We start from the raw sequence: 24,117 nt of genomic DNA, 5'->3' as shown, positions 1-24,117 counted from the left end.
TGTTCGCGCGACAGACTCTCTTCGTGCTTACAGCACATCGACAAACACACGCTCCATTCTACGAAAGTACAGCGCGCCGACCAGTAGCAAGACTATGGCGGTGACTGTGCCAGGGACGATGTAAGCCCACTCCAGCGGCGTACCCAGTAAACAAGCCCTGTAACCCTCGATGACAGCGACCACCGGGTTCAACGAGTACCAGATTCTAAAATCCGCCGGAATGCTGGAAGCCGAATACATAATCGGAGCCGTGTAAACCAGCAGGCTGATCGCAAACGGCATTGCGTGCTTTACGTCCCGGAAGCGGACTGCACATGCCGACAGAAACATGCCGACGCCAGCCGGTATCGTGACCATTAAAAGCACGAAGAAGGGGAGAAAGATCAGGTTCCAGTTGGGTGCCACCTGAAAATAAATCATTATCGCCACGAGCAGGATCAACGAAACTGCGAAGTCGACCAGCTTTGCGAGCACCGGTGTCAATGGAAAAATCAGTCGCGGAAAGTATATTTTGCCCAACATCGTGTGCCCGGTAATTAAACTCTGACTCGACTGCGTCATCGCCTGTGACATGTAAGTCCAGGGAATGACCGCAACGGTGGAGAACAGAACATACGGAACACCATCCGTAGGCAACTTGGCAATTTTGCCGAAAATCACACTAAACAGAATGATCTGGATAAACGGATTGAGGATAGCCCAGCCAAGTCCCATAATTGTTTGCGCGTACAACACCTTGATACTGCGCCAGACCATTGACCAGAGCAAATCCCGATAGTCCTTGAGTTCCTTGAAATCAATAAATTCCCACCGGCTTGGCGGTCTGAGAATTGTGATATTGGTACTTTCGGCACTAGTATTCATCAATGCTTTAACGTCCTGCATGAGCGGCGGGCAATTCGCCGCTTTGTTGATCCCTGAAAAACAGCGCAGTCTGCTCATCCCATAGTCGGTCGCACAGCCGGTTTACCGGCAGATTCACATCGTCATACGTCAACACACGATCTTTCGGGATGTCGCGTTTGAGCACACAATGTTCCGCAAGACCCATGGGCAGCAGACGTTCTCTTACGGCGATATCAGCGTTTTCAGCCTGGCCATAAGTCATGTAATAGCCCATGCCATCCAGCACCTCGCCCGCTTTCAGGTCGATCTTGGCGGTTGCGACGACATCGACGCACGGGCCCCCTGCCGGAGTAATAGCTGCGTCGCGGAACAACACCGCGCGCGCCACGGTGGTCGGAACCTCGAAATGGCACAAATGATAAGGCGTGTAAAAACAATACAACGGGCCACTGCCCAGCTTGTATAGGTTCAGGTAATGTTTTTGAATCGGGTGATCGTGAGTTCCGAGCACGAATACTCCAGGGCCAGGCTCCGCACCAACGATGTAATCAACGATGCTACTCCCGCTTGTCATGGCGTCCAGCGGGTAGAGGTTAACGGCTTCCTTGATTGGTGTTCCCGACGGAACTGTAGGCCCGAACATGCCACGCTTCGCCACGCGCATACCGGTGGCATTGGCGACGATGCCCTGTTCGAACGATACCTTCGTACCATCCGCGAATGACGTCACCATGTGTGGCTTTTGCTTCCACTTGCGCGCGAATTCCGCCTGCGTCGTCGGATTGCGATAGGGATCCTGCAAGCCTTTGATGTTGCCACAAAGTACCGGCTCGACCCCGATTCCTCGCACAAACCGATAAAGGTTCATAATGACGCCCGGCTGATCACCGTCCGCATTGGTGAATACAACCCCGGATTCGTCCGCCTTGTGCTTGAGAATGGGTCCGATTGTGCCGTCGAGTTCCGCGTTCATCACAATCACATGCTTGCCGTGCGTAATGGCCTCGAGCACCACATGCGCGCCAAACTCGACTGCCCCGGTAACTTCAATAACCGCATCGACCATGCCGGTACGGCACAACAGCATTGCATCTTCCGTGACAGCGTAGCGGCCCGTCGATATGGCTTTATCGAGCTGAGCAACCGACTCAACCACCTCGACATCCGGCTGACCCGCCTCGGCGTAGGCGCGCTTCGCGCCAGGCAGCGAGCGGTTGGAAATGGCCACCAGATCCATACCTGGCACGTAATTAAGTATCTGCAAGGCAATGCCGCGCGCCATGAAGCCGGCACCGATCATCGCCACCCGCACCGGGTTTCCGGCGTGCTGGCGCTGTGCAAGCGCTTTATCAACAATAATCATGTCGCACTCCAATCAAAAAGCATTATGTCGGCAGCCGAAGCCTGGTACACGCGGGCTATTGCCCCGAACGGAAATCCGCCCAGTTGGCGTCTTTTTCGGAAATAACTGTGGCATCGAGAGGCCAGGCTATGTCAAAAGCCGGGTCGTTGTAGCGCGCCCCGCGCTCGGCGCCGGGCGTATAAAACTCTGAGACTTGATAAAACACTTCAGACGCATCGGTCAACGTTTGAAAACCGTGGGCAAAGCCTTCCGGAACGAAGAGCATACGGCGGTTATCCGCGGTCAATTCAGCGCCTATCCACTGAAGATACGTGGGTGAGTCGGCACGCAAATCCACAATGACATCGTAAATTGCCCCACGTGTGCAACGCACCAGTTTGGTTTCCCGATAAGGCGCGACTTGATAATGCATGCCGCGCAGGGTTCCTCGTCTGTGATTGAAAGACATGTTTGCCTGCACTATTTTCGCCACCATGCCGTGCGCTTCAAACTCTTTCCGGCACCAGCCACGCGCAAAAAAGCCGCGCTCATCAACCATCGTCTTGATATCTATCAGGTAAGCGCCGGCAAGCTTTGTTTGCGTAAAGTTCATTTCCTGGCTCCGGACTACGCTACAAGGCTGGATACAAAAGGCTTATCAATGCTTAAGGCCATCGCTTTTCCTGGAATGCCATTCGAACCGATCAGTCAACAAACTGGCCTCGCGTAGCCCGCTTAGCACTTTCAGCCGCATACGATCGGATTCGCGAAAATCGCTATCCTTAAAATCGATTCTCTCTAATCCTTCTTTGAGTTCGGTAATCGATCGCTTCAAGTCAGTCTGCGGTTGATGATCCGGCGCCAGCTGCTTGTACATGTCGAAATTAACCCGATATGAACGCTTATCCGGCTGCGCATCCTTATTCAGGCTGACCTCGATACCGGGCATAATCGCTTGGACTGATTCCGCGAGATCTTTGATCTGGTAGTTCCATTCCGTGCGGCCTGCGTTAATGGCGAGAAAAGCGTGTCCATTATGCGCGTCGCGACATATGGCCCAGTCAATCGCCCTGGCCATATCCTTGACATCGATCAGTGGTCGCCAGGGCGTGCCATCACTCAGGATTGAAATCTTTCTGGTGGCGACAGCCGCGGCCACAAAGTCGTTGAGTACCAGATCGAGCCGCAAACGATCGCTCATGCCGCATGCCGTGGGAAACCTCAGGCACGTGACCGCGAATTCGTCACTGGCGAGCGATTTAATCGCTTTTTCTGTATTGATCTTCGATTTGGCATAAGCCGTTAACGGGTTCAACTCCGACTTTTCATCGCGCGCGGATCCTTCCGCGTATCCATAAACACTACAGCTCGACGCGAAAACGAAAGATTCCACGCCGGCCTCTCTGGCGAGCTTGGCTACCCTGACGCTGGCCTCATAGTTGATCTCATGCGTAATTTCTTCATATGCATTGCCCATGGGGTCATTCGAGATCGCCGCGAGATGCACGACCGCCGCGACGCCCTTGAGTACGTCCATCGGCATCGTTCTCACGTCCATGAAGTATTGAACGTCAAGTCGCGCTTCTGGCAAGCACGCGGGCCCGGTCAGGCAATGCCCAAAGTAACCCAGATCAACGCCGACAATGGTCGCGTTTGCGTATTGCGCACGCAGATGCGACACAACCCCTGGCCCCACGTAGCCCATATTTCCGGTGATTAGTATTTTTTTGCCATTCATTGAAGTTTCCCTTTTATTTCTTCGACCACGTGGCGCGAAAACGGAATGGAGCATGTCCAACCTGGAGAAACAGCGTTTAATACATGCATTGATCTGTGGTCGCCTTCCAGCACGAAATCCATCTCCAGCTTGCGCGCTTGTATATCCACGAGTTGCGCGCGGATTCCCGGCTTGGACCAGTTCCTGAAGGTGTCCTGTGTAATACCGCGCGCCAGCGATGAGGCCAGAGAAACCATGTGCCGTCGCGAATATTTCCGCATCTCGGTCAATGCCAGCCGCTTGAAATCGAAACGCGATGCGGCGAAGAAACTCGCCGACCTGGATGCTATTTCGACGAATTCTCTCATCTGAAAATTATCCAGGCCATTATATTGCTCGCGCCATAACGCAGGTATCGCGGTAGGCCCGAGCTTCGCGTGCCCGTCAACCTGAACGGTAACGTGCACGCCCAGAAAAGGATTATTCAAATCCGGTACCGGGTAAATGTTTGTGCGAAATTCCCCTGGCGGCGCACTGGACTTCAAGTACAAGCCTTTAAAGGGAAGGATACGAAAGCGCTTGGAGAACCCGAAATCGCGCGCAACCTTGTCCGCATGAAGTCCGGCGGCGTTGATCACGTAGCCGGCATCGTAATTATCAATCGTCGTGGTAACACGGTCGTTGCGTATCGAAACGTAACTTTCGGAATTACGAACAGCCACACCTTCGACTTTCGCGTCCTGCTCCATACGCACCAAGACCGCACTCGGATCAGCGGAAGACGTGGTCGGAGAGAATATCGCCCGCTTAAAAGTTATCGCACGGGGCTCTATTTCCCGCACCTCGTCGGCCGACACCTCTTGAAGCTGCACACCGTTACGCTGCCCCCTGCGAAGCAGCTCATCCAGCATCCGATCCTCTGCTTCGTCCCGGGCGACTACTAGTTTGCCGCATTTGTTTAGAGGAATCTTCCGTTCTTCGCAGTACTCGGTCAGCAACCGGTTCCCATCCCGAGTGAACTTGGCTTTCAGGCTGTCCGCGGTGTAGTAAAAACCAGCATGCAATACACCGCTGTTGCGTCCGCTGGCGTGAGTACCGCAGGACGGTTCTTTTTCTATGACGGTGACACTTGCATCAGCGAAAGATTTTTTTATTTCGCGGGCAATGTTAAGCCCGATCACGCCGCCACCGATGACGATAAAATCTGATGTCGACATAAACTACCATGCCTTCCAGGGGGCGCTCTTCGTACGCCAAAGCTCCTCCAGGACAAGCTTATCTCTGAGCGTATCCATCGCCTGCCAATACCCGTAATGTCTATAGGCCGCCAGCTCCCCGTCGTCTGCCAATTTTGATAGCGGCTCGGCCTCCCAGAAGATTTCGTCCCCTTCTATATAATCGACGACCTTCGGCTCCAGCGCGAAAAACCCGCCGTTGACCCAGGCACCGTCACCCTTGGGCTTCTCACGAAACTGCGCTATCTTCTGCTGATCGTTGCCCAGGCTGAAAGCGCCGAACCGGCCGGGCGGCTGGACGGCAGTCAACGTCGCCAGACATTTCTGCTGATGATGGAAATCAAGCAGCGCTTTGATGTCGATATCGCTTACGCCGTCGCCGTAGGTGAGGCAGAAAGTCTCATCGTCCAAGTATGATCTGACGCGCCGGAGTCGCCCGCCAGTCCCCGTGTTATCACCGGTATCGATCAGACACACCCGCCAAGGCTCCGCACTGTTCTGATGAATATCGATCTTGTTCTTCTTGATATCGAACGTTACGTCGGACATGTGCAACAGGTAGTTGGCGAAGTATTCTTTAATCACGTAGCCTTTATAGCCGCAACAGATCACGAAGTCGTTTATTCCGTGCGTGGAATAAATCTTCATGATATGCCAAAGGATAGGCTTGCCGCCCACCTCGACCATCGGCTTTGGCCTGGTTGACGTCTCTTCCGACAAACGCGTCCCCAGTCCGCCCGCTAAAATAACTGCTTTCATTATGGAATCCGACCCATTATAAGTATGGCGAAAAGCAGACGACCCTGTATGCAAGACGCTTTCAAGGCATTGCGCCTATCAAAAGCTCCGCTACTATCGATCCGGACGCCGTGTGCTTCGAAGCAAATTGATACCGGTAAGAGGCCGGCTACCCTATCCCCTGTTTCTAATAATAATAGTAATCGTAGCCCTGATTTTCCTCGGTTGACTTATTTAGCACTGTGCCGATCAAATCGATCCCTTCCAGTAGATCAACCGTGCGCGCCAGTTCGTCCCCCTGCGTTTTGTTGTCTTCAACGACGAGCAAGGCCGCGTCCAGGTTTGGAGCGAACGCAACGACGTCGTCGCCCACCAGCACCGGCGGAAGATCAAAAATGACCAGGCGCGACGAATAGCGAGACCTGAGCTCCTGCACCAAATCCATCATGCGGGGTGACGCCAACAGCTCTGACGAAGTATCGCCACCGCCACGACCCGGCAAGACAACCAGTCGATCAATGCCAGGGTTTACAAGTATGTCTTCAATACTCGCATCGGCCTCCAGATAGTCTCTAAGCCCAAGCGCTGGCTGGAAGCCAAACAGATTGTGAACATTAGGCCGCCGCATGTCGGCATCGACCAGCAAAACCGTGAAGTTAAGCTTCATGGCAATGCTGATGGCGAGATTAACCGCTGTTAATGTCTTGCCATCATGCTCTCCGACGCTCGTTATACCCAGCGTCTTCCAGTTGTTCTGTTGCATGCGCTGAAGCACGCGCGTCCGCAATAACTTGTAGGCATCAACGATGCGCTTATCCTGAATGCCGCCAATTACGCGTTGTTTACGGAGAAAGGCCACATCGACCGGCACTGTCCGCGTGTACGTGTACGAAATCTCCGTTTCGACATTAGTCTGCAGCATCCTTCCGCCAGAAGGCTTTTGCGACTTGCGGGCGAGCTCAAGGGCTTTTGCGATTCTATCCATGATCTTTTACCGTTCGGTGTGGTTCGGTCGTACTACCAATGTGTTGCCCCATAAACTACTGTCATTGCTTAGCCATCCTTCCGTCGAAAGCCGGAATCCAGAAGTCCATCCATGGCATTGGATTCCGACCTGGTAGTGAGGAGTCTGGATATGTGTCAGTTATTCACGGTATACCATACTGGTAAAGAATTAATATTCAAGTGGATGCGTTCGTTTATCAGGCGCCGAGGCTCGGCCAAACATGCACGTGCGCGCGGGTTAGGCCCAAAGCAAACATCGCCGCGATTACCGAAGCCGCCGCGGGAAGCCTCCGTTGCTTGCCTTTCACCAACAGACGTCCGCCGTTATCTATTACAGGAATAACGGCCAATGGGGGTGCGTGAAAGATCGCGACCAGGCTCTTCGACCCATGAATGGTGCGGTCCATATACTCCGCGAGCGACACGCTGCCGATGCCTCCACTAAAGGCGAATACCACGCCCAGCAACGCGAGCCCTATCCGATTTGGGCTCTCCGGGGAGCTTGGCAGATACGCCGGTTCCACTAAGTTGAATTGCTGCCCCTTGCTACCGAATTCCAGCTGCTCGGCGAGTTGCGCCTGGAGCTGCTTGCCCCTGATTTCTTCAAATTTAGCGCGCGCATTATCATAGCCGCGCGCGAGTGCCTGATACTCGCTTTCGATGACAGGCGTCTGGGCAATTCTGTTCTCGTACTCAGCGAGTTTCTGTGTCAGTTGCTGCTGTTCATTTTGCGAGGCCAGCAAGTTGGCCTGCAAGGTATCGAGCTGTATTTTAATCGATACATACGCCGGGTTGTCCGGCCTGACCGCGGCTTCCTGAGCTCCGGTAGAACGTTCGTAGCTCTTGTTGCGTAGCGCCTGCTCGAGGGTCGCTACCTCGCTCCCGAATCTTTGAACATCGGGATGTGATTCCGAGTAAGTCTGCCGCGCTTCAAGCAACGCGTCCCTTGCGATGGTTAATTTGGCGAGTATATCAGTAGCAGTACCAGCCCCTGACGTACCCTCCAGGGACTCTATTTCCCGCCGTAGCCGTATAACGTCCGGATGATCACTGGAGTACTTGGACGTAGCCTGTAAATATTGGGACGTAAGTACGCTGAGCTTTTGCGAGTCAGACAACAATACAGTACCGTCCTCAGTCACGATCTCCTTGTAGGGTTCAGTTATCGCGAGCTGCGACTGCAGGCTCATTTGCTGAGTCTGCATTGCCTGTATTTCATCTTCTACCCGCTGCAGGTCAAGCTCGGTCTGCTCATAAAGCTTCATATTCATACTGTTGAGTTCAGGCAGCCGGTTTACATTTTGCTGCTTGAATGCGGCCAGATCGCGCTCGTACGTCGCTATCTCTTCGCTCAGACGTTTAGCCTCCGCACCCAGGAACGATGTTACTTCGGTGGTTTGTGTTCTGCGTGCCTCCCGGTTTCTCTCCATGAATAACTGCGACAGCCTCTCGGTGACAGCCTGAGAAACCTCGGGTGTGCTCGCGGCAAAAGAAACCGTGAAAGCGACTGTTACGATGGATGTTTTTGACGTATTTTCCGGATCTGCAGCCTCAACATCTACCATCGCGACCAGAATATCTTCCTTCATGGAGGATACGATATCCTGGCGATTCTCTACGCTGCGGTCTTCGGGGTACAGATTGAACTCTTCAGCGATATCCCACAGATTGTCGCTGGTCAGGATCTGCTGCTTTAGGCTTTCGATTTGTTCCTGCACTAACCCGGTAACGGTAGTGGTAATGAGCTCCTCAGGTATTTCCTGTCTCTCGATTAATATCGTGGCCTCGGACCGGTAAACCGGGGGCAACGTAAAAGCCAGGGTGACACTTGCAGCGAGAATCAAAAGAAACGGAATAATGAGTTGGAGCTTACGACGCCTGAGAATAGTGACATAGTCCCCAAGCATCATAACTGGCTGTCTATCTCCTTGATTCACAAATATTCTCCAATGTCAGTCAGCGGTGCTAAAGTTATTGCTTAGTCTAACCCAAAGGGTTGTATCGGAGCTTCCGGCTCGACCACAACTGGCAACTCATAGTTAAGTGACAACATTACTGCATTGCTATCTGCGCTGTCGGGAGTATCAAATTCCTTGATACGGCGATACTCATAGGCGGCTTCAACCGCCCAGCTGGGGCTGAGTGCATACCGCAATCTGGGCTCGACCGCGATAAACCGCCGGTTGGAGTTTGACGTGAGATCCGTGAGCGACTCTGTTTCATAAATTGTCGATCTGATAATGATTTCGGCCCGTTCCGATAATTGACGACTAACGTTAAAGGCGAGCTGGTCATTCTGCACAATTTCCCCGGATGCACTGGGAGTGGCCGTTCGCACCAAAGTTCCGGCAAATGTCGTCAGGCCCGTTCGCTTGATCCCACCAATCGTGACCACGAAGCCAGTATCATCGCCCACTTGGGCGGGCTGACCGCCAATCCCCGTTTCGGCGGGCACGTCGAACTCCGTATAACGAGCGCCTATCGTCAATCTTCCCTGAAATGTCTCCGTGAAATCACGAACTACGCCGGTCTGGAGATCATAGTTGTTAAATGTCGCGTCATCATCCGCCTCATAGCGTTGCGCCCTGAAAATAAGCGCCAGTCTGTCTCTCTCCGTGACACGCGTCAGGAGTTGGCCGCCCACTAGATGATTGTGAGAATCGGAAATATTGCTATCTCCCTGCGTTATTGGTGGCACGTTGCTATAAGAGCTGTCCGAAAATAGGTATGACAATCCGACTTCCGTACGTTCCGTTAACAACCGGCTCCACGATGGCCCAACTGACAATCGCAGGCGTTCAATGTTGGCGCGACTCAAACCCTCGTCAACGTCGGGATCTGGCTCCAGGGTCGGATCATCGGTTCCCTCAACCCCTCTAATCGTTCTAAGCAAGGTATCCCGCCGTAGAGAAAAAGTCCCTCCCAGGCGACTTAGCTCTCCCTTGGTAAAATAAGAAAAATCAAGCAGCTGATTGCTTTGATCGTCCAAACCTTCATCTTCACCGAAATATGCATTTCCGTCGACGCGAACAAGCCCCGCAATGTCTGACGTCTCGGTAACGCGGGCCAGTTTGAGGGAACCGCCAACTCGAGCAGTACTCACCGCTTGAGGGTCGTTCGGAGACAGCCTGAAATTATCGTCATAAATACCTTCCAGCGAGACCCCGGGCTGAACAATCCATGCCTGCGCAATAGCCTTGCCCGGCACACCTAACCCGCCAGCCAGGCCACACAATACGCTGGTCAATGTTGCCAGGTGCGCTGCCTTTCCAGCCAGCCTGCGTTTTACCATTTTACTTTCAAGATCGCCCCCGACATTGGTAGCGTGCCCCGGCAAAAATCTAACGGACTTGACAATCATTTTTATGTTGTCCTTCGAGCGTTATTGGAGGGTTATAGTTGCCTGATCACAGTAATCTCCGACCGCATGCTCTCAACCTGACTCGTTGAGAACAAAGATGTAGTCAACCAGCACGATTGCCGCGCCTACCATCGCACTCCTCGCGAAGAACAGTACGTAACTAGTAGTTATGTTGAGCGCCCTGCCAAACACAAGCATCGCATTTCGATCCAGATTGCATACCTTTGCATGCGCCTCAGCTCATCGACTACATTATGTGCGCTGGTATCCGCCACACCGATAGTACCGCAGCCACTTTATCGGAGAAATTCTACAGGCTATCGATTCTGACCTATGGTCGACAAACGTCGATCATCGGCGATTGATAATCGGCTTCCTCGTTAATTCAGGCGTCCATGCACGGCATCTACTTTCACATCATCTCGCGGCGACGAGATACGCGCGACTTCCGCCCCTGACTGAACAACTGGATTAGAGTTTGGTTTACCTGCAACATCGCGGCGCGCGACCGCGACGATCCCGATTAAGGCGAGTATTGTCACCAGCAACGACCCCGGTATGGCACGGTCGACTCCTTGATTCGCTAGATTGTCTCCCGACTCGGCACTCATCGCTTGCTGGCCGGCAACACTCGCGCCAGCATCGCGAACGTCCATCTGGTCAGCAGTGGCCTCATCGATAACTTCAGGGGAACCGGACTCGAAAGAAACTTCGCCAGATCCTACCGGGCCACTCCAGCTAACATTTTCGAGAACGGGCAAGGTGTAATTTTGAGATTCGCCGGATTTCGCGATCAATTCAGTGAGCAGAGATACGCACATCTGTTCTCGTGACGCTACGGGCGCTCTGGCTTTACCGGCCGCCCCGCATAGCCGCTGCGACACCGCGTGCATGGCATCTACTTGCCGCGACGACCCCGCACCCGACCCCTGCGGCCCGATCACCGCGCACCGCTCGTTCCAATCGGTAGCGCATAACTGCGCCGGCATACTGCACGAGAAAAAAATCAGGAAACTACCAAAGCCAAGATGCTTCCGTTTCATCTTCATTACTTTTGCGCTCAAAACGTTCCTTTTTTACAACATCCTTAGAGGTGGTGTTTCGCCAGTATTGCGCGCGGACCAGTTCGTCATCCACAGCATACCCCGAGGCTCAGCCGTTAATTATAGTATAGATTGTATAGATTTGTGCAACAGGTCGTTGCGTACAGCAAACGAAAAATTCGCCAAACTCTTCTCAACATTCCCGCAATAACGGCGGCTGGGTCATTATTTAAGCCGATGGCGGAGAGGTTGGGATTCGAACCCACGGTACCTGCGAAGGTACAACGGTTTCCCAGATCTGGCCTCTCCATTCCGGCCTGTCCCACCTCATACCTTAGCTTGTTTCATAATACGATTGGCAGAGCTCCAATGTTTTCCATCCCTTCGAAAAACTGCCGCTGCTACGCGTTGGTTAGCAACTCCGGTAACAAAAAGCCCCCGCCGAAGCGGGGCCATGTCGTGAAGCCTTCCAATCGGTCCCTCCAATTTTGGAGGAACCGATCCACGCGCCGGTCGATCAGCCGCGCTGCCTGCTCCACTCCCTCAGTTTCTCCTGCTCGCAGTGCTCCCCATCGATCTCGCGCTGTTTCCATGCGAGATAGCCAAACCCCTCGCCGGCCCATCCATATCCGGCAGCGTCCTCAGGCGCAGCGCCAGCAGCAACCGCGATCTGCCAGCGCGTCACAGCATCCTTGATGATCTCGACCTCCTCCGGATCGAACGCCCCGGCCCATGTTTGCACCGGCGCTGTAGCCAGATCGATGATTTGGTTGTCCGAAGTGATGACACAAGGCGGCGTGTAGTCGCCCTCGCTAAAGCCCCAGTAAGCCGGACGGCTGCTCATAGATGCACCTCCGAGTCATTCCCCGGCATCAGCTGCCGGTGCGGACGACGCGCAAGGTTCGTTCCACGCTGCGTCAGGCGTCGCACGATGCGACCGCCGTAACCCAAGGGCATGAATCCGCTGCCTGCTATACGCAGGATGAGATAGCGGCGGCGGTCAGCGCAACGCAGTCACGGTTTCCAGTGGTTTTACGCGAAATAGAAACTTTTCGTTTTTGCGTAAACCCTGGCGCATCATCCGAGATCACGGACGAGCAGAAGCGGCTTGATGAGATTGAGAAGCGCAACCGTGAGTTAGCTGCGCACGAGATTTATTTTGACCCGCCGATCTACAACATCTGGAAGCAGCGGACGAAGAGCAACGGCAGCACGCATTCGGCAACAGCTGTTGCGACCTTGCTGGCGGTAACATCGCGCGACCGGGAGATTACAAACGGTCGCACGCTGCTACCGTTTCACCGAAACTCTGCACCGCGATGATGCGCAGGATCTCGTATTTGCCACAAACACGAGCCAAGCAAGAATCACCTTTGCCGCCTTCGTCCACCGCCACGCACCCAAAGGGAGCGACCCCAAAGGGACGGTGCCGCCGGCCGGTCGGGGTTATGGGTCACTCGCCGACTTGACCAGCGTCTGCGGCGGCCGATTAGGTCCACCCAGGCCGCGCCAACCTTTCAGGATACCGTTTCGTAATGATGCCGACGATGCGCCCCAGCAGCGGCGCCGCCACGGTGCGCGGCATGCGCATCAGCGAACAGAGCGCCGTGCGCTGACTGATCGCCCTGTTAAGACTCGCTTTCGCTACGCCTCTCATCGTCACCGATCCGGCGATGTGCCATTCGGCCCGCTGGCACTCCGGGAAATATAACGGCGCTATCGGCTCAGCCGCCCCAGCAGCCAATGTAGGGCGCAGGTTTGGCGCATGCGCCAGACACTTAAAGTGAGTCCCAGGTGTTTGGCGTGGTCATTCTCGCGCGGGCCGCCGCAGGTATATTTCTCGACGATTACAGCGCGCAGGTGTTCGGGTAACTGGGCAACAGCCCGCTCGGTGCGCTCGACGGCGCCGGGGACGGACATGGGTTGATGATGCTGTGCTTGTTTTCAGCAAGGCGCACGCCAGAGCGGACCTTGGCAGCCGCGACTTTCTGGATCGCGTAGCGCCTGGTGACGTCATAGAGCCCGCGATCGAGTATCTTCAAAGGGCGTTGAGTAAGGCGCTAGACGGCAAGGTATCGACCCGCGTGCTCCGGAATCCCCAAGGCAAGTTGGCGCCATACATCGTGCCGAACAACTTGCTCGGCGCCCTGTGGCTACAGTTCGCGCACGCCTTTGGCCGCAAACAGGAGAAATCAATGTGAAAGGACACCTCCGCAAGCGCGGCAAGAGCTCGTGGTCCGTAATCATCAGTCTAGGCCTTGATCAGCACGGGAAGCGCACGCAGTCCTGGCACACCGTGCGCGGCACTAAGAAGACAAGCGCAGGAAGAACGTTCGCGATTATCTCGAACGCTGGTTAGACGCTTACGCCAAGCCCAACTTAGCCGCCAAGTCCTACCTTCGATACGCGGCGATATGCCGAGGGCACTTGATTCCGGCGCTTGGCAACTACCCACTTACGAAGCTAAGTCCGCTGCACATTGAAGAGTGCTATGCGAAGACGCGGGAGGCCGGCCGCTTGAATGGGAAAGGTGCGCTGTCTGAGCAGACGTTACTCCATCATCATCGCGTGCTTAAGCTCGCGCTCAAAGACGGCGATTAAATGGCGGGTCATGGTGCGCAACCCGGCCGATGCAGTTGAGGCGCCACGCCCGGATCGACATGAAATGCGCGCGCTCAATGAGCACGAAACCATGATGCTTCTAGACGCAGCAAGCAGCAAAGGCTACGCGCCTTTATGTCCCTTTGCTGGTAACGGTAACGACCGGTCAGGAAGAGGCGGCCCTCAAGCTGGACGCCGCGTGGCGTAGCGCCTTTGCAGATCCAACCTGACGAATTGGTTAGCAACTCGCCATCGGAAACGCGACACCCTGCCCCAAACTCCTAGCTAACTATTTGATTTTGGCGGAGAGGGTGGGATTCGAACCCACGGTACCTGCGAAGGTACAACGGTTTTCGAGACCGCCCCGTTCGACCGCTCCGGCACCTCTCCATAAATCTGACTTGCTTACGTATTTGCTGGAGCCACATTTCCTATCAGCATCGAATACCGCAGTCAACACATCCGGCCCGTTCATCAGCTAACGGCGGTTAGTCTCAACAATTATGTCGGAATCGTAACATAGAGGACAAATATAAGAACTTAGCTGCTGCGGACACAGAGCGCGCGGAACAGCCAAATAACGGGCCAGTAACTGCTATCGTTGACGGTTACATTGCGCCGCGCCTCCGGCATCGCGCGCGTCATGTCGGTATCGATAAAACCGGGCGCCACTGGCCGTCGCACATCTCCTCTTGAACAGGGGATAGTCTCATTGGATGCGTGCCTGGCCTCGTGTGCCGCAGACGCGCGTGGAGGTCATCGTAAACGTGAATCGGCGTTGTTAAACTCATAATCAACACTTTATCTGACAATGCTTCTCGGGCCGCTAGAGGCCATCAATGGGGTGCTTATGATCGGAGTCTCTACCACCGCGCTGATGGCGGCCTTTCAGGACGCGAGCAGAAAGACCACGCTGGCTCGTGGGAGCCCGGAATCACAAAGGAAATGAAACGTTGGATTGAACCTGCTCGTAGCCGCGTGACTCCAGGGCCACAGCTGTGGTGCCTGCTCGCGTGGACGACGTCTTATCAGAAGCCTGTTTCGCCTTGACTCGCTTCGGTGGAGGGTTAGTCGGGGACGCCTTTCGAGATGAAGCGGGGTTGAGGGTCAACTCATACTTAGACACTGGCAAACGAATTCGGAAGTGATGAGCCACGAGCATTATCTATAGTAGCTCGGAGCGGACGTTTGGGTATGGGAGCTTCTACTTACCCTTTGCTTTGCTGGCAGCGTGACATCTCGCTCGCCGCGCGCCTTTGGCGGACGTTTCGTCGGCGGCCGGTCAGTACACGAGCGGAATCTGCGCAGCGAGTTCGTAGCGCATTCACGCCCGGATCTTGGTCTCGATCTGCAGGTATCGCGCAACCTTAGTCTCCGGAAGCACCTTCTCTAGCCGGGGCAGATAGGATCGCTTTAACCTGACCTCTGCCTCCTCGATCGCCAGCGCCTCCTCGACCAGTCTCTTCGCCGTCTCGTTATTCGCCGAACCCTTGTGATAGGCCTTGGCGTATTCGGCAACGACCTTGCCGAGCCGCTCGTTAATGTCGCGCATATCCTGCTGATACGCCTGGTACACGGGCCAGAACCCCTTCGCCTCTGCTTGTGTGAGATTCATGTTGTCAGCGACCAGCAGCTTCTTTGTCGGCTGCTACCTTCTCGCGCAGGATTTCCATATTGCTTGTTGCGTTGTCCTGAGCAATTGCAGGAGCCACAAGCGACACGGCCAATACGAGCAGCAATAGTTGGGGAAGTTTCATCGGTGACTGCGTGCAATGCCTGACTATACTTTTCATCGTCGTTCTCCTTTGGCGGGCAGATTTAGTTGCTTTCTTTTTGCCTCTGCAGGTCAAGCGAATAACCCCGCAGAACGTGTGGCGGCCGCAGAGGTGCATTCAGGTGGGATTAACCATATGGCGTCGATCACGCACGCAACACTGGAACTTGGTCCTGCAATATTCAAAGATACTCTGCCCCAGCGCGCCCGGAGGCAATATTATAACGTTCTCCTGCACAAGTAGTTAAGGTCTCCACGAAAATGGGTCAACTCCAAGAATGTCGCGCCGACCGGCGCCCCCAAAAGAAGGCCCGCAACAGATCGCCGGACTCTTTATCAAGGACGCCCCCTGTTACTTCGATATGATGGTTATGGCGGCCCGACTGCATCCAGCATCTGACACCACTGCCCTTTGCGTTTCTTACGTCGGCGGCGCCATACACCAAACGCGCAATTCGCGCGTGAATCATGGCTCCAACGCACATGAGACATGGCTCCAGAGTGACGTACAGCGTGGTGCCCGACAAACGATAGTTTCCGGCCTTTTCGCCTGCCGCCCGCAAGGCGCATATTTCGGCGTGCGCCGTAGGATCGTGGGTGCCGATAGGCCGATTCCAGCCTTCGCTCAGTAGTTCATCATTGAGAACCAGTACCGCTCCAACCGGCACTTCGTCTTGCCCGAGCGCACGCTTCGCGAGATCGAGCGCGTGCGTCATCCAGCGCGCGTCAGCATCGCCAACGGACGGCGTTACTCCCATTCGATGGTAGCAGGCGGTTTCCCTGAGATGTCATACGTGACGCGCGAGATTCCATTCACTTCATTGATGATGCGCCGCGACACGTGATCCAGGAAATCGTAGGGTAGATGCGCCCAGCGCGCGGTCATGAAATCAAGGGTTTCAACTGCACGTAATGCCACAACATAATCGTAGCAGCGGCCATCGCCCATGACGCCAACGCTTTTGACGGGCAGAAACACGGCAAATGCCTGGGATACTTGCCGGTATAGATCGTGCGCGCGCAGCTCGGTGATAAATATATCATCAGCCCGTCGCAGCAAATCAGCATACTGTTTTTTTACCTCGCCAAGGATCCGTACGCCCAGCCCAGGGCCCGGAAACGGGTGCCGATGCACCATTTCCGACGGCAGGCCCAGCTCTAGACCGATCTTGCGTACTTCATCCTTGAACAGTTCGCGCAGCGGCTCCACCAGTTTAAGCCGCATGCCGGCAGGCAGTGCGCCGACGTTATGGTGAGATTTGATGAGTCGCGCCTTGCCGGTGCTGGCAGCGGCCGACTCGATTACGTCCGGATAAATTGTGCCTTGCGCGAGCCACGCAGTATCCGCGCGCCTGGGGGCAGCCTCGTCAAATATCTCGACAAACACCCTGCCTATGACTTTTCGTTTCGCTTCAGGATCAGTGACACCCTTCAGCGCACTCAAAAACCGTTCTTCCGCGTCGATCCGAATTACTCTGACACCCATGTGCCGCGCCAGTGTGGTCATCACCTGATCGCCTTCGCGCAGGCGCAACAACCCCGTGTCCACGAATACACAGGTCAGTTGCGCCCCTATCGCACGGTGTAGCAACGCCGCGACTACTGCCGAATCCACACCGCCGGACAATGCGAGAATGACCTCATCCGCGCCGATGCGGTCGCGTAAGTCGTTGATCGATTTGTCGATGATATTGCCCGCAGTCCACAACTGCGGACAGCCACAAATATCATGCACAAATCTTCCCAGTATCCTGACGCCTTGCAACGTGTGCGTAACTTCGGGGTGGAACTGCAACCCATAGAATGAGCGACGCTCGTCCGCCATACCGGCAATCGGCGAGCCGGATGTGCTGGCCATAAGTTCAAAGCCGGGCGGTAGCGCGGAGACCCGGTCGCCGTGCGACATCCACACATCCAGGAGCCCGTAGCCCTCCGGTGACGTGTGATCCTCAATGTCGGTAAGCAGCCGCGTATGCGCGTGGGCGCGCACCTGCGCATAGCCGAACTCCCGCTTGACAGAGACCTCGACCCTGCCGCCCAGTTGTGCGGCCATTGCCTGCATGCCATAACAGATGCCGAGCACCGGCACCCCACGCGTAAATAGTTCAGGCGAAATCCGCGGTGGAATCTCAACGGTCGCGGACTCCGGGCCGCCAGACAGGATCACACCCCGGAGTCGACTCGAAGCAAGCGCATCACCCACGCCATCCCAGGGCAAAATCTCGCAGTACACACCAGCTTCCCTCACGCGGCGCGCGATCAGCTGTGTGTACTGCGACCCGAAGTCGAGGATCAGAATGAGATGGGGCTGGATATCCATCGTGAATGCGATCGGACCTACTCGCTGACACAACAACGGTTATTCTTTGCGCCTACGCAGTGAGCGCGAATCGTATCGGGACTCGCTAAAGCGCGTTAATCGACCGTGTAATTCGGCGCTTCCTTGGTTATCGCGACATCGTGAACATGGCTTTCTCGCACGCCGGCTGGCGACACCCGCACGAACTGCGCGCGTTCGTGCAATTCCTCGATAGTGCGGCAACCCACATAACCCATGCTCGCCCGCACGCCGCCCAGCAGCTGATGGAGAATCGCCACCACCGTACCTTTATAGGGAACGCGACCCTCAATGCCCTCAGGGACCAGCTTGTCCACGTCGGCTGGCTCCTGAAAATAGCGCTCGCTCGAGCCCTGTTGCATCGCAGCCAGCGAGCCCATGCCGCGGTAGGCCTTATACGAACGCCCCTGGTAAAGCTCCACGTCGCCGGGCGCCTCCCGCGTACCGGCGAACAGGCCGCCGATCATGACCGTGTGTGCGCCCGCCGCCAGCGCCTTGGCGACGTCGCCGGAAAATCGGATACCGCCATCGGCGATCAAGGGCACATCCAGTTTTTTAAGCGCCTTCGCCACTTCGGCGATCGCGGTGATCTGCGGCACGCCGACACCGGCCACCACGCGCGTCGTGCAGATCGAGCCCGGGCCAATACCGACTTTCACCGCATCCGCGCCGTGTTCAACCAGCGCGCGCGCGGCTTCGCCCGTCGCCACGTTACCGCCAACCAGCTGAACATGGGGAAAACACTTCTTAACCCAGGCGACACGGTCCAGCACGCCTTGCGAGTGTCCGTGGGCGGTGTCCACCACGATCAAATCGACACCAGCCTCGACCAGCGCGGTTACCCGCTCCTCGGTACCCGCGCCCGCGCCGACCGCGGCCCCGACGCGCAGACTCCCCTGATCGTCCTTGCACGCGTGCGGATAATCGCTTGATTTCTGGATGTCCTTGACCGTCACCATGCCACGCAGCTGAAAGTCGTCATTGACCACCAGTATTTTTTCGATCCGGTACTTGTGCAGCAGATGCTTGATTTCTTCACGATCCGCGCCCTCTTTCACCGTGACCAGCCGGTTCTGCGGCGTCATTATGGTGGAGACCGGCGCATCCAGCCGGGCTTCAAAGCGAAGATCACGGCTGGTGACGATGCCGACCAGCGACTCGCCTTCGACCACGGGCACGCCGGAAATGTTATTAGCCCGTGTGATTTCCAGCACCTCGCGAATGCTTAAGTGGGGCGAAACGGTAATGGGTTCCTTGATGACGCCGCTCTCGAACTTCTTGACCATGCGCACATGGCTGGCCTGCTGCTCGGGCGTCATATTCTTGTGAATGACGCCAACGCCGCCTTCCTGTGCCATCGCGATGGCCAGACGCCCGTCCGTCACCGTATCCATCGCCGCGGACAATACCGGCATGTTGAGCGAAATAGTGCGTGTCAGGCGCGCGCTGAGATCGGCATGCTTAGGCAGCACCGTGGAGTGGGCCGGCACCAGCAGGACATCATCGAACGTCAGGGCGTCGTGAGTGACGATACGCATTGCATTCCCCTCGCAAAATCAATTTTTCATTATAGAGTGTGGTCTGAAGCGGGTAAACCAGGGGCAGATGCGACGGCTCACCCGCATGAATTCTTACGCTCGATCGCCCACTCTAACTGGGGGCCACACAGACCGCTGGAATCTCCGGCATTGATTCATTAGGCTGCCTGCATGCCCGATTTACTCGAAACTCTTGCCGTGCAGCGCGACGTTTACAGCGTGTCCCGCCTCAATCGCGAGGCGCGTTTGTTGTTGGGGGCAAGTTTCCCGCTCATATGGATAGAAGGCGAACTGTCGAATCTCGTTACGCCAGGTTCAGGTCACATGTACTTCACCCTCAAGGATGGCGCAGCCGCGGTGCGCTGCGCCATGTTCAAGAATCAGAACATGTACCTGCGTTTCCGGCCGCGCGATGGGCTGGCCGTGCTGCTCCGCGCGCGCGTTGGACTTTATGAGCCGCGGGGCGAATTCCAGTTGACCGTGGACCACATGGAAGAGGCGGGCTTGGGCGCCCTGCAACGCGCATTCGAGATCCTCAAACAAAAACTCGCCGCCGAGGGCTTGTTCGATGTGCAACGCAAGCGACTGCCGCCGCCGTTTCCGCGTTGTCTGGGTGTTATAACGTCGCCGGTCGGCGCAGCCATCCGTGACATTGTGAGCGCAGCGCGCCGCCGGTTTCCTGCCCTGCCTGTAATCGTATATCCCGTACCCGTACAAGGTGAAGCGGCCGCCGCAGCGATAGCCGACGCGCTGCGCTCCGCCAGCCGGCGCAAGGACTGCGATGTGTTGATCCTGGCCCGGGGCGGCGGTTCGCTGGAGGACTTATGGGCATTCAACACCGAGGTCGTCACGCGCGCGATTGCAGCTTGCGACATCCCGGTGGTCAGCGGTATAGGCCACGAAATCGACTTTACCATCGCCGACTTCGCGGCCGATCAACGCGCCGCTACACCGACCGCCGCCGCCGAACTGACAACGCCGGACGGACCCCAATTGATGTCCCGCCTGGCTGGATACGAACAACAGCTGGAGCTGTGTCTGCGGCGACACAGGGAGCGCGTTGATCAGACTCTTGAATGGTTGCGGGGTCGCCTCCGCCACCAGCATCCGACTTTGCGAGTACAGCGACAAATGCAGCACGTCGATGGCCTGGAGTTGCGCTTGAAACTGGCGGCGCGTTATGTGTTCAAGGAACTTAAGGGCCGCCTGAACGAACCAACAATGCGCTTGCAGCAGTGTGCTCCAGGCTCGTTGCTAATGAGCGCTGCGGCGCGGCATTCGCAACTGGCACAGCGTTTGTGGGTCGCCCAGCACAGGGAGATGGAGACTCGCCGCCAACGGTTGAGTAACGCTGGCGCCACGCTGAACACGGTCAGTCCGTTAAAGACGCTGGCTCGAGGTTATGCGCTGGTGACACGGGCCGATGATAATCGTGTGGTGCGGGACAGCGGCGTAATCACGGTGGGAGACCCTCTGGACATTCGACTGGCTCGCGGCCACCTGCGGGCGAAGGTAACCGGCAAGACGCGCCAGAGGGCTCAAGAATCGGGTTCAGAACTACTTCGGCGGCCGTCTTGATCAAAGGTTTAAACATACCCTTGCGCGGGCACCGATTATTTGCTATGAAAGCCGACCTATTTTGACGGGAGAGAAGCAGAAATGGCTGTGAAGAAAACGGTTGCAAACAAGGCCGCGGGGTTGTCGACATTGCCCGTGGGTGGAGTCACACCATATAAGCCCAAACGCGGCGAAGAGTACATGAACGAGGCTCAGCACGAGCACTTCCGCCAGATATTGCTGACCTGGAAGCGGGAACTCATGGAGGAAGTCGATCGTACCGTCGATCACATGAAGACCGACGCCGCAAACTTCGCCGATCCGGCGGATCGCGCCACACAGGAAGAGGAATTCAGCCTGGAACTGCGCACCCGTGATCGCGAGCGCAAGCTGATCAAAAAGATAGACGAGTCCCTGAACCTCATCGAAACCGAGGAATACGGGTATTGCGAGGCGTGCGGGGTCGAAATCGGTATCCGCCGGCTGGAGGCGCGGCCCACCGCAACCTTGTGCATCGACTGCAAGACGCTGCAGGAAATCAAGGAAAAGCAGCTGAGCGCCTGAAGGACGCTGTTATTTTTTCCATCCAAAGGTCGCCAGACCAACCGATGAACCGCGCAAGCTCAAGGGCTAAATAACGACCTCTCTGCCGTAGCCGTAACCGCTGTCCTTCTCAGCACGATGACACAGCTCGCGCCCATCCAGGCTGGCGGCGCACAGGCACTCACAGACCCCGCCGCCCAGGCTGCTTACATCGGCCGCTTCGCGCCTTCTCCCACTGGCCAACTACACTTTGGTTCGCTGATCGCGGCTGTTGGCAGCTATTTGCAGGCCCGTAGCAACGGCGGGCTCTGGCGCGTGCGAATCGATGATATCGATCCGCCGCGGGAGCAGCGTGGCGCCGCCGCGAACATCTTGCGCACTCTGGAAGTCTATGGTTTCCGGTGGGACGGCGACGTCATGTATCAAAGCCACCGCAAACAAGCTTACCTTGCGGCCCTGAATAGTCTGGTCAACGACCGTCAGGCATATTACTGCAACTGCACCCGCAGACAGGTCGAAGTCAACGGCAATCCCGGCGCGTTCGGGATCATTTACTCAGGCACCTGCCGTAACCGCGATCTGACGAGCGGTCGCAGCTTGCGCGTGATTACACACAACCAGCCGATCTGCTTCGATGACCAGCATTTTGGCAGCTGTTGTCAGCACCTGGAATCAGAGGTCGGCGATTTTCTTGTCTCCCGCGCGGACGGATTCGTTGCCTACCATCTGGCAGTGGTGGTTGACGATGCCCAGCAGGGCATTACGCAGATCGTGCGTGGCGCGGATCTGCTAGACACCACGGCCAGACATATTCATCTGCAGAAACTGCTACGGTTGCCCACGCCGGGCCACCTCCATCTGCCGGTGGCGGTGGACAGACGGGGATTCAAGCTCAGCAAGCAAACGCACGCCAAGCCGCTCTCTCTGCGCGATCCCGTGCCAGAGCTGATCGCTGCACTCACCTTCCTCAATCACCGACCGCCGTCCGCGCTATGCGTAGCGCCGCTCGATGACATCTGGCGCTGGGCCGTCACGCACTGGGCTGCTGCAAGACTTCCGAAGCTGCGCGACATCGAACCGCACGACAACGCGCGCGCTCCGAACTGATCCTGCGGCGCTTGCGCTTGGGTAATAGGAAGCGGCGGTGCGGGGCGATTCCAACCCGGCGGCGACGTTTTTGCTGGCCGACCAGATCGACAACCAGCCTGCAGACGCGGTGCCTTGGGGCCTGGTGTCCATGGAAGCGACCATGCGCACCCGATTCAACTCATGGGCGACGGCGTGACAGTGGGGCGTGGCGACGGGTCTCAGTCGTTCTCGCAATCATCGTCGTCTGAGCGCAAATCCAGCGCCAGGGAATTAATACAATATCGCTGCCCGGTGGGCGCCGGACCGTCGTCGAACACATGGCCCAGATGCGCGTCGCAACGACTGCACGTGACCTCTACGCGCCGCATGCCGTGACTCAGGTCGGCTTCGGTATCGACGTGGCTCCCATCCACGGGCGCCCGAAAACTGGGCCAGCCGGTGCCGGAATCGAACTTATTGTCAGAGTCGAATAGCGTGTTACCGCAGCATGCGCACAGGTAAACGCCCTGGCCTTTGGCATCGTAGTACGCACCGGTGAATGGCGCCTCCGTGCCCTTGCGCCGGCAAACATTAAATTGTTCCGGCGTTAATTCCTGACGCCACTGCGTTTCACTCTTTATGATCTTGCCACTCATTGACTACCCTCCGAAAGCGCCGCCAGTGCGGCGGGTTGATTGACCTTGCTGTCGGAATACATGCTCGATGGTGACACAAGCCGGGACAGGGATACTTCTTACATGCGCGACGAAAGTTTTACGCAAAACGCGTGCCCTGGCCGCCGGTAAAGCCCACTATAGCGTCACAAGTTCGCCCTGATACACCACCGGACCGGTGGGCGCGCCGGTGGGCGAACCGCCTTTCGGTTCGCGGCTGATCGCGAACGCGCCAGTGGCGGGAATCACTTGTCTGTCGTGATCGTCGAGATCAATCAGGATCTCGTGATTTCTGGGCAATACAGCGATTGAAACCGGCGCCTGGCCCGAGCCGGGAATCGCCCACAACTCAAAATCCGATTCCGCGCCGAGCTTCGGCGCCTGCATCATGAGTACGGTCAGGCGCTGCGTATCGCGCGACGCGGTGGCGACGATCGCCGGCGCCTGCTGTGCATCCACGAGCACCGCCACGTAGGCGGGTATTGGCGTCATTGGCGGCGGCTGTGCGGTCTGCCATACCGTCAGCCCGACGCATGCGAGCACCGCCACGCCCGCGATCGAACGCCATATCCAGAGATTGCTCCACAAACCCGCCGCTTGCGGCGCGCGGTAGGTGTGAATTTCGCGTCGGATTTTGCGCCATACCCGTGAATGGGGCGTGATGGGGATGATATTAACACCCAGCGGATGCAGGCGCCGCTCCCACGCCGCCGCCGCTTCGCGGATATAGCCCCGCT

Annotated in this window: 26 protein-coding genes, 1 tRNA gene, 1 pseudogene and 1 other annotated feature; of the genes and pseudogenes, 7 read left to right on the top strand and 21 right to left on the bottom strand. The window is 56.5% G+C overall.

Translation table 11 applies throughout. The features are described 5' to 3' along the window. Positions 1–27: 27 nt before the first annotated feature. The 11 genes from H0V34_00495 to H0V34_00445 form a co-directional block, all read right to left on the bottom strand. Positions 28–864, bottom strand: coding sequence for an ABC transporter permease (locus H0V34_00495; protein MBA2490230.1), 837 nt, complete (start codon positions 862–864; stop codon positions 28–30). A 7-nt stretch (positions 865–871) separates the two neighbouring features. Beyond that, positions 872–2,209, bottom strand: coding sequence for an NAD(P)-dependent oxidoreductase (locus H0V34_00490; GenBank protein MBA2490229.1), 1,338 nt, complete (start codon positions 2,207–2,209; stop codon positions 872–874). A 55-nt stretch (positions 2,210–2,264) separates the two neighbouring features. Continuing rightward, positions 2,265–2,801, bottom strand: a complete 537-nt coding sequence (rfbC, locus tag H0V34_00485) for a dTDP-4-dehydrorhamnose 3,5-epimerase (protein MBA2490228.1) — start codon at positions 2,799–2,801, stop codon at positions 2,265–2,267. Between the two features lie 45 nt (positions 2,802–2,846). Continuing rightward, positions 2,847–3,926, bottom strand: coding sequence for an SDR family oxidoreductase (locus tag H0V34_00480; protein ID MBA2490227.1), 1,080 nt, complete (start codon positions 3,924–3,926; stop codon positions 2,847–2,849). Beyond that, positions 3,923–5,122: an L-2-hydroxyglutarate oxidase gene (lhgO, locus tag H0V34_00475; GenBank protein MBA2490226.1), complete on the bottom strand. Its 1,200-nt coding sequence runs from the start codon at positions 5,120–5,122 to the stop codon at positions 3,923–3,925. The genes H0V34_00480 and lhgO overlap by 4 nt, the downstream gene beginning before the upstream one ends. Before the next feature lie 3 nt (positions 5,123–5,125). Beyond that, positions 5,126–5,899, bottom strand: a complete 774-nt coding sequence (rfbF, locus tag H0V34_00470; GenBank protein ID MBA2490225.1) for a glucose-1-phosphate cytidylyltransferase — start codon at positions 5,897–5,899, stop codon at positions 5,126–5,128. 166 nt (positions 5,900–6,065) lie between these two features. Next, the gene (locus tag H0V34_00465) at positions 6,066–6,863 is read right to left on the bottom strand and encodes a CpsD/CapB family tyrosine-protein kinase (GenBank protein MBA2490224.1); all 798 of its coding nucleotides are present in this window, start codon (positions 6,861–6,863) and stop codon (positions 6,066–6,068) included. Between the two features lie 217 nt (positions 6,864–7,080). Continuing rightward, entirely contained in the window at positions 7,081–8,820 is a 1,740-nt protein-coding gene (locus H0V34_00460; protein MBA2490223.1) for a hypothetical protein, read from the bottom strand. A 41-nt stretch (positions 8,821–8,861) separates the two neighbouring features. Next, positions 8,862–10,244, bottom strand: coding sequence for a hypothetical protein (locus H0V34_00455; protein MBA2490222.1), 1,383 nt, complete (start codon positions 10,242–10,244; stop codon positions 8,862–8,864). Between the two features lie 380 nt (positions 10,245–10,624). Further along, positions 10,625–11,065: a hypothetical protein gene (locus H0V34_00450; GenBank protein ID MBA2490221.1), complete on the bottom strand. Its 441-nt coding sequence runs from the start codon at positions 11,063–11,065 to the stop codon at positions 10,625–10,627. 739 nt (positions 11,066–11,804) lie between these two features. After that, on the bottom strand, positions 11,805–12,131 hold the full coding sequence (locus H0V34_00445) for a hypothetical protein (protein ID MBA2490220.1): 327 nt from the start codon (positions 12,129–12,131) through the stop codon (positions 11,805–11,807). Positions 12,132–12,133: 2 nt separating this feature from the next. Between H0V34_00445 and H0V34_00440 the strand changes: the two genes are divergently transcribed. Continuing rightward, complete coding sequence (locus H0V34_00440; protein MBA2490219.1) at positions 12,134–12,610, top strand: hypothetical protein; 477 nt, start codon at positions 12,134–12,136, stop codon at positions 12,608–12,610. Positions 12,611–12,776: 166 nt separating this feature from the next. Here the strand turns inward: H0V34_00440 and H0V34_00435 are convergent, their stop codons facing one another. Then, entirely contained in the window at positions 12,777–12,944 is a 168-nt protein-coding gene (locus H0V34_00435) for a hypothetical protein (protein MBA2490218.1), read from the bottom strand. Beyond that, positions 12,900–12,952: a sequence feature (possible 23S ribosomal RNA but 16S or 23S rRNA prediction is too short), on the bottom strand. (Overlaps the previous gene by 45 nt.) Before the next feature lie 51 nt (positions 12,953–13,003). Further along, the gene (locus H0V34_00430) at positions 13,004–13,207 is read right to left on the bottom strand and encodes a hypothetical protein (protein ID MBA2490217.1); all 204 of its coding nucleotides are present in this window, start codon (positions 13,205–13,207) and stop codon (positions 13,004–13,006) included. Positions 13,208–13,221: 14 nt separating this feature from the next. On the opposite strand from H0V34_00430, the gene H0V34_00425 reads away from it, so the two are divergent. Both H0V34_00425 and H0V34_00420 read left to right on the top strand, forming a co-directional pair. Next, the gene (locus H0V34_00425) at positions 13,222–13,488 is read left to right on the top strand and encodes a hypothetical protein (protein MBA2490216.1); all 267 of its coding nucleotides are present in this window, start codon (positions 13,222–13,224) and stop codon (positions 13,486–13,488) included. A 130-nt stretch (positions 13,489–13,618) separates the two neighbouring features. Continuing rightward, positions 13,619–13,888: pseudogene (locus H0V34_00420) on the top strand (site-specific integrase). Between the two features lie 300 nt (positions 13,889–14,188). Here the strand turns inward: H0V34_00420 and H0V34_00415 are convergent. The 6 genes from H0V34_00415 to guaB all read right to left on the bottom strand — a co-directional run bounded on the left by H0V34_00415 (position 14,189) and on the right by guaB (position 19,538). After that, positions 14,189–14,278 (bottom strand) — tRNA-Ser (locus tag H0V34_00415). 934 nt (positions 14,279–15,212) lie between these two features. Continuing rightward, a complete protein-coding gene (locus H0V34_00410; protein ID MBA2490215.1) occupies positions 15,213–15,503 on the bottom strand; it encodes a hypothetical protein in 291 nt (96 codons plus the stop codon). A 4-nt stretch (positions 15,504–15,507) separates the two neighbouring features. Then, the gene (locus H0V34_00405) at positions 15,508–15,681 is read right to left on the bottom strand and encodes a hypothetical protein (protein MBA2490214.1); all 174 of its coding nucleotides are present in this window, start codon (positions 15,679–15,681) and stop codon (positions 15,508–15,510) included. A gap of 247 nt (positions 15,682–15,928) precedes the next feature. Next, positions 15,929–16,378, bottom strand: coding sequence for a tRNA adenosine(34) deaminase TadA (tadA, locus tag H0V34_00400; protein ID MBA2490213.1), 450 nt, complete (start codon positions 16,376–16,378; stop codon positions 15,929–15,931). Between the two features lie 32 nt (positions 16,379–16,410). After that, on the bottom strand, positions 16,411–17,982 hold the full coding sequence (guaA, locus tag H0V34_00395) for a glutamine-hydrolyzing GMP synthase (protein MBA2490212.1): 1,572 nt from the start codon (positions 17,980–17,982) through the stop codon (positions 16,411–16,413). Positions 17,983–18,077: 95 nt separating this feature from the next. Then, on the bottom strand, positions 18,078–19,538 hold the full coding sequence (guaB, locus tag H0V34_00390) for an IMP dehydrogenase (protein ID MBA2490211.1): 1,461 nt from the start codon (positions 19,536–19,538) through the stop codon (positions 18,078–18,080). Positions 19,539–19,709: 171 nt separating this feature from the next. Between guaB and H0V34_00385 the strand changes: the two genes are divergently transcribed. From H0V34_00385 to H0V34_00370, 4 genes are all read left to right on the top strand, one after another. Then, positions 19,710–21,116, top strand: a complete 1,407-nt coding sequence (locus H0V34_00385) for an exodeoxyribonuclease VII large subunit (protein ID MBA2490210.1) — start codon at positions 19,710–19,712, stop codon at positions 21,114–21,116. A gap of 81 nt (positions 21,117–21,197) precedes the next feature. Then, on the top strand, positions 21,198–21,659 hold the full coding sequence (gene dksA, locus H0V34_00380) for an RNA polymerase-binding protein DksA (protein MBA2490209.1): 462 nt from the start codon (positions 21,198–21,200) through the stop codon (positions 21,657–21,659). Between the two features lie 117 nt (positions 21,660–21,776). Then, positions 21,777–22,745, top strand: a complete 969-nt coding sequence (gluQRS, locus tag H0V34_00375) for a tRNA glutamyl-Q(34) synthetase GluQRS (protein ID MBA2490208.1) — start codon at positions 21,777–21,779, stop codon at positions 22,743–22,745. Positions 22,746–22,782: 37 nt separating this feature from the next. After that, positions 22,783–22,923 (top strand): hypothetical protein, encoded by a 141-nt coding sequence (locus H0V34_00370; GenBank protein ID MBA2490207.1) that lies wholly within the window; start codon positions 22,783–22,785, stop codon positions 22,921–22,923. 22 nt (positions 22,924–22,945) lie between these two features. Here H0V34_00370 and msrB read toward each other — a convergent pair whose 3' ends face one another. Next, the gene (msrB, locus tag H0V34_00365; protein ID MBA2490206.1) at positions 22,946–23,362 is read right to left on the bottom strand and encodes a peptide-methionine (R)-S-oxide reductase MsrB; all 417 of its coding nucleotides are present in this window, start codon (positions 23,360–23,362) and stop codon (positions 22,946–22,948) included. Between the two features lie 156 nt (positions 23,363–23,518). After that, the coding region (locus H0V34_00360) for an anti-sigma factor (GenBank protein ID MBA2490205.1) at positions 23,519–24,117 on the bottom strand (599 nt) is incomplete at its 5' end.

This window comes from Gammaproteobacteria bacterium (assembly GCA_013696315.1).
GTDB lineage: Bacteria > Pseudomonadota > Gammaproteobacteria > JACCYU01 > JACCYU01 > JACCYU01.
This window is presented reverse-complemented; position numbering and strand designations above follow the sequence as displayed.

What these genes read in the sequence shown, in the direction of transcription:
- H0V34_00465 (MBA2490224.1), bottom strand. Translation starts at nt 6,863, where the DNA reads ATGGATAGAATCGCAAAAGCCCTTGAGCTCGCCCGCAAGTCGCAAAAG.
- guaB (MBA2490211.1), bottom strand. Translation starts at nt 19,538, where the DNA reads ATGCGTATCGTCACTCACGACGCCCTGACGTTCGATGATGTCCTGCTG.
- H0V34_00435 (MBA2490218.1), bottom strand. Translation starts at nt 12,944, where the DNA reads ATGAGAGGCGTAGCGAAAGCGAGTCTTAACAGGGCGATCAGTCAGCGC.
- H0V34_00405 (MBA2490214.1), bottom strand. Translation starts at nt 15,681, where the DNA reads ATGAAAAGTATAGTCAGGCATTGCACGCAGTCACCGATGAAACTTCCC.
- guaA (MBA2490212.1), bottom strand. Translation starts at nt 17,982, where the DNA reads ATGGATATCCAGCCCCATCTCATTCTGATCCTCGACTTCGGGTCGCAG.
- dksA (MBA2490209.1), top strand. Translation starts at nt 21,198, where the DNA reads ATGGCTGTGAAGAAAACGGTTGCAAACAAGGCCGCGGGGTTGTCGACA.
- H0V34_00430 (MBA2490217.1), bottom strand. Translation starts at nt 13,207, where the DNA reads ATGTCCGTCCCCGGCGCCGTCGAGCGCACCGAGCGGGCTGTTGCCCAG.
- H0V34_00480 (MBA2490227.1), bottom strand. Translation starts at nt 3,926, where the DNA reads ATGAATGGCAAAAAAATACTAATCACCGGAAATATGGGCTACGTGGGG.
- rfbF (MBA2490225.1), bottom strand. Translation starts at nt 5,899, where the DNA reads ATGAAAGCAGTTATTTTAGCGGGCGGACTGGGGACGCGTTTGTCGGAA.
- gluQRS (MBA2490208.1), top strand. Translation starts at nt 21,777, where the DNA reads ATGACACAGCTCGCGCCCATCCAGGCTGGCGGCGCACAGGCACTCACA.
- msrB (MBA2490206.1), bottom strand. Translation starts at nt 23,362, where the DNA reads ATGAGTGGCAAGATCATAAAGAGTGAAACGCAGTGGCGTCAGGAATTA.
- H0V34_00440 (MBA2490219.1), top strand. Translation starts at nt 12,134, where the DNA reads ATGCACCTCCGAGTCATTCCCCGGCATCAGCTGCCGGTGCGGACGACG.
- H0V34_00385 (MBA2490210.1), top strand. Translation starts at nt 19,710, where the DNA reads ATGCCCGATTTACTCGAAACTCTTGCCGTGCAGCGCGACGTTTACAGC.
- H0V34_00450 (MBA2490221.1), bottom strand. Translation starts at nt 11,065, where the DNA reads ATGTGCGTATCTCTGCTCACTGAATTGATCGCGAAATCCGGCGAATCT.
- H0V34_00490 (MBA2490229.1), bottom strand. Translation starts at nt 2,209, where the DNA reads ATGATTATTGTTGATAAAGCGCTTGCACAGCGCCAGCACGCCGGAAAC.
- H0V34_00445 (MBA2490220.1), bottom strand. Translation starts at nt 12,131, where the DNA reads ATGAGCAGCCGTCCGGCTTACTGGGGCTTTAGCGAGGGCGACTACACG.
- H0V34_00410 (MBA2490215.1), bottom strand. Translation starts at nt 15,503, where the DNA reads ATGAATCTCACACAAGCAGAGGCGAAGGGGTTCTGGCCCGTGTACCAG.
- lhgO (MBA2490226.1), bottom strand. Translation starts at nt 5,122, where the DNA reads ATGTCGACATCAGATTTTATCGTCATCGGTGGCGGCGTGATCGGGCTT.
- H0V34_00495 (MBA2490230.1), bottom strand. Translation starts at nt 864, where the DNA reads ATGAATACTAGTGCCGAAAGTACCAATATCACAATTCTCAGACCGCCA.
- tadA (MBA2490213.1), bottom strand. Translation starts at nt 16,378, where the DNA reads ATGACGCACGCGCTCGATCTCGCGAAGCGTGCGCTCGGGCAAGACGAA.
- rfbC (MBA2490228.1), bottom strand. Translation starts at nt 2,801, where the DNA reads ATGAACTTTACGCAAACAAAGCTTGCCGGCGCTTACCTGATAGATATC.
- H0V34_00455 (MBA2490222.1), bottom strand. Translation starts at nt 10,244, where the DNA reads ATGATTGTCAAGTCCGTTAGATTTTTGCCGGGGCACGCTACCAATGTC.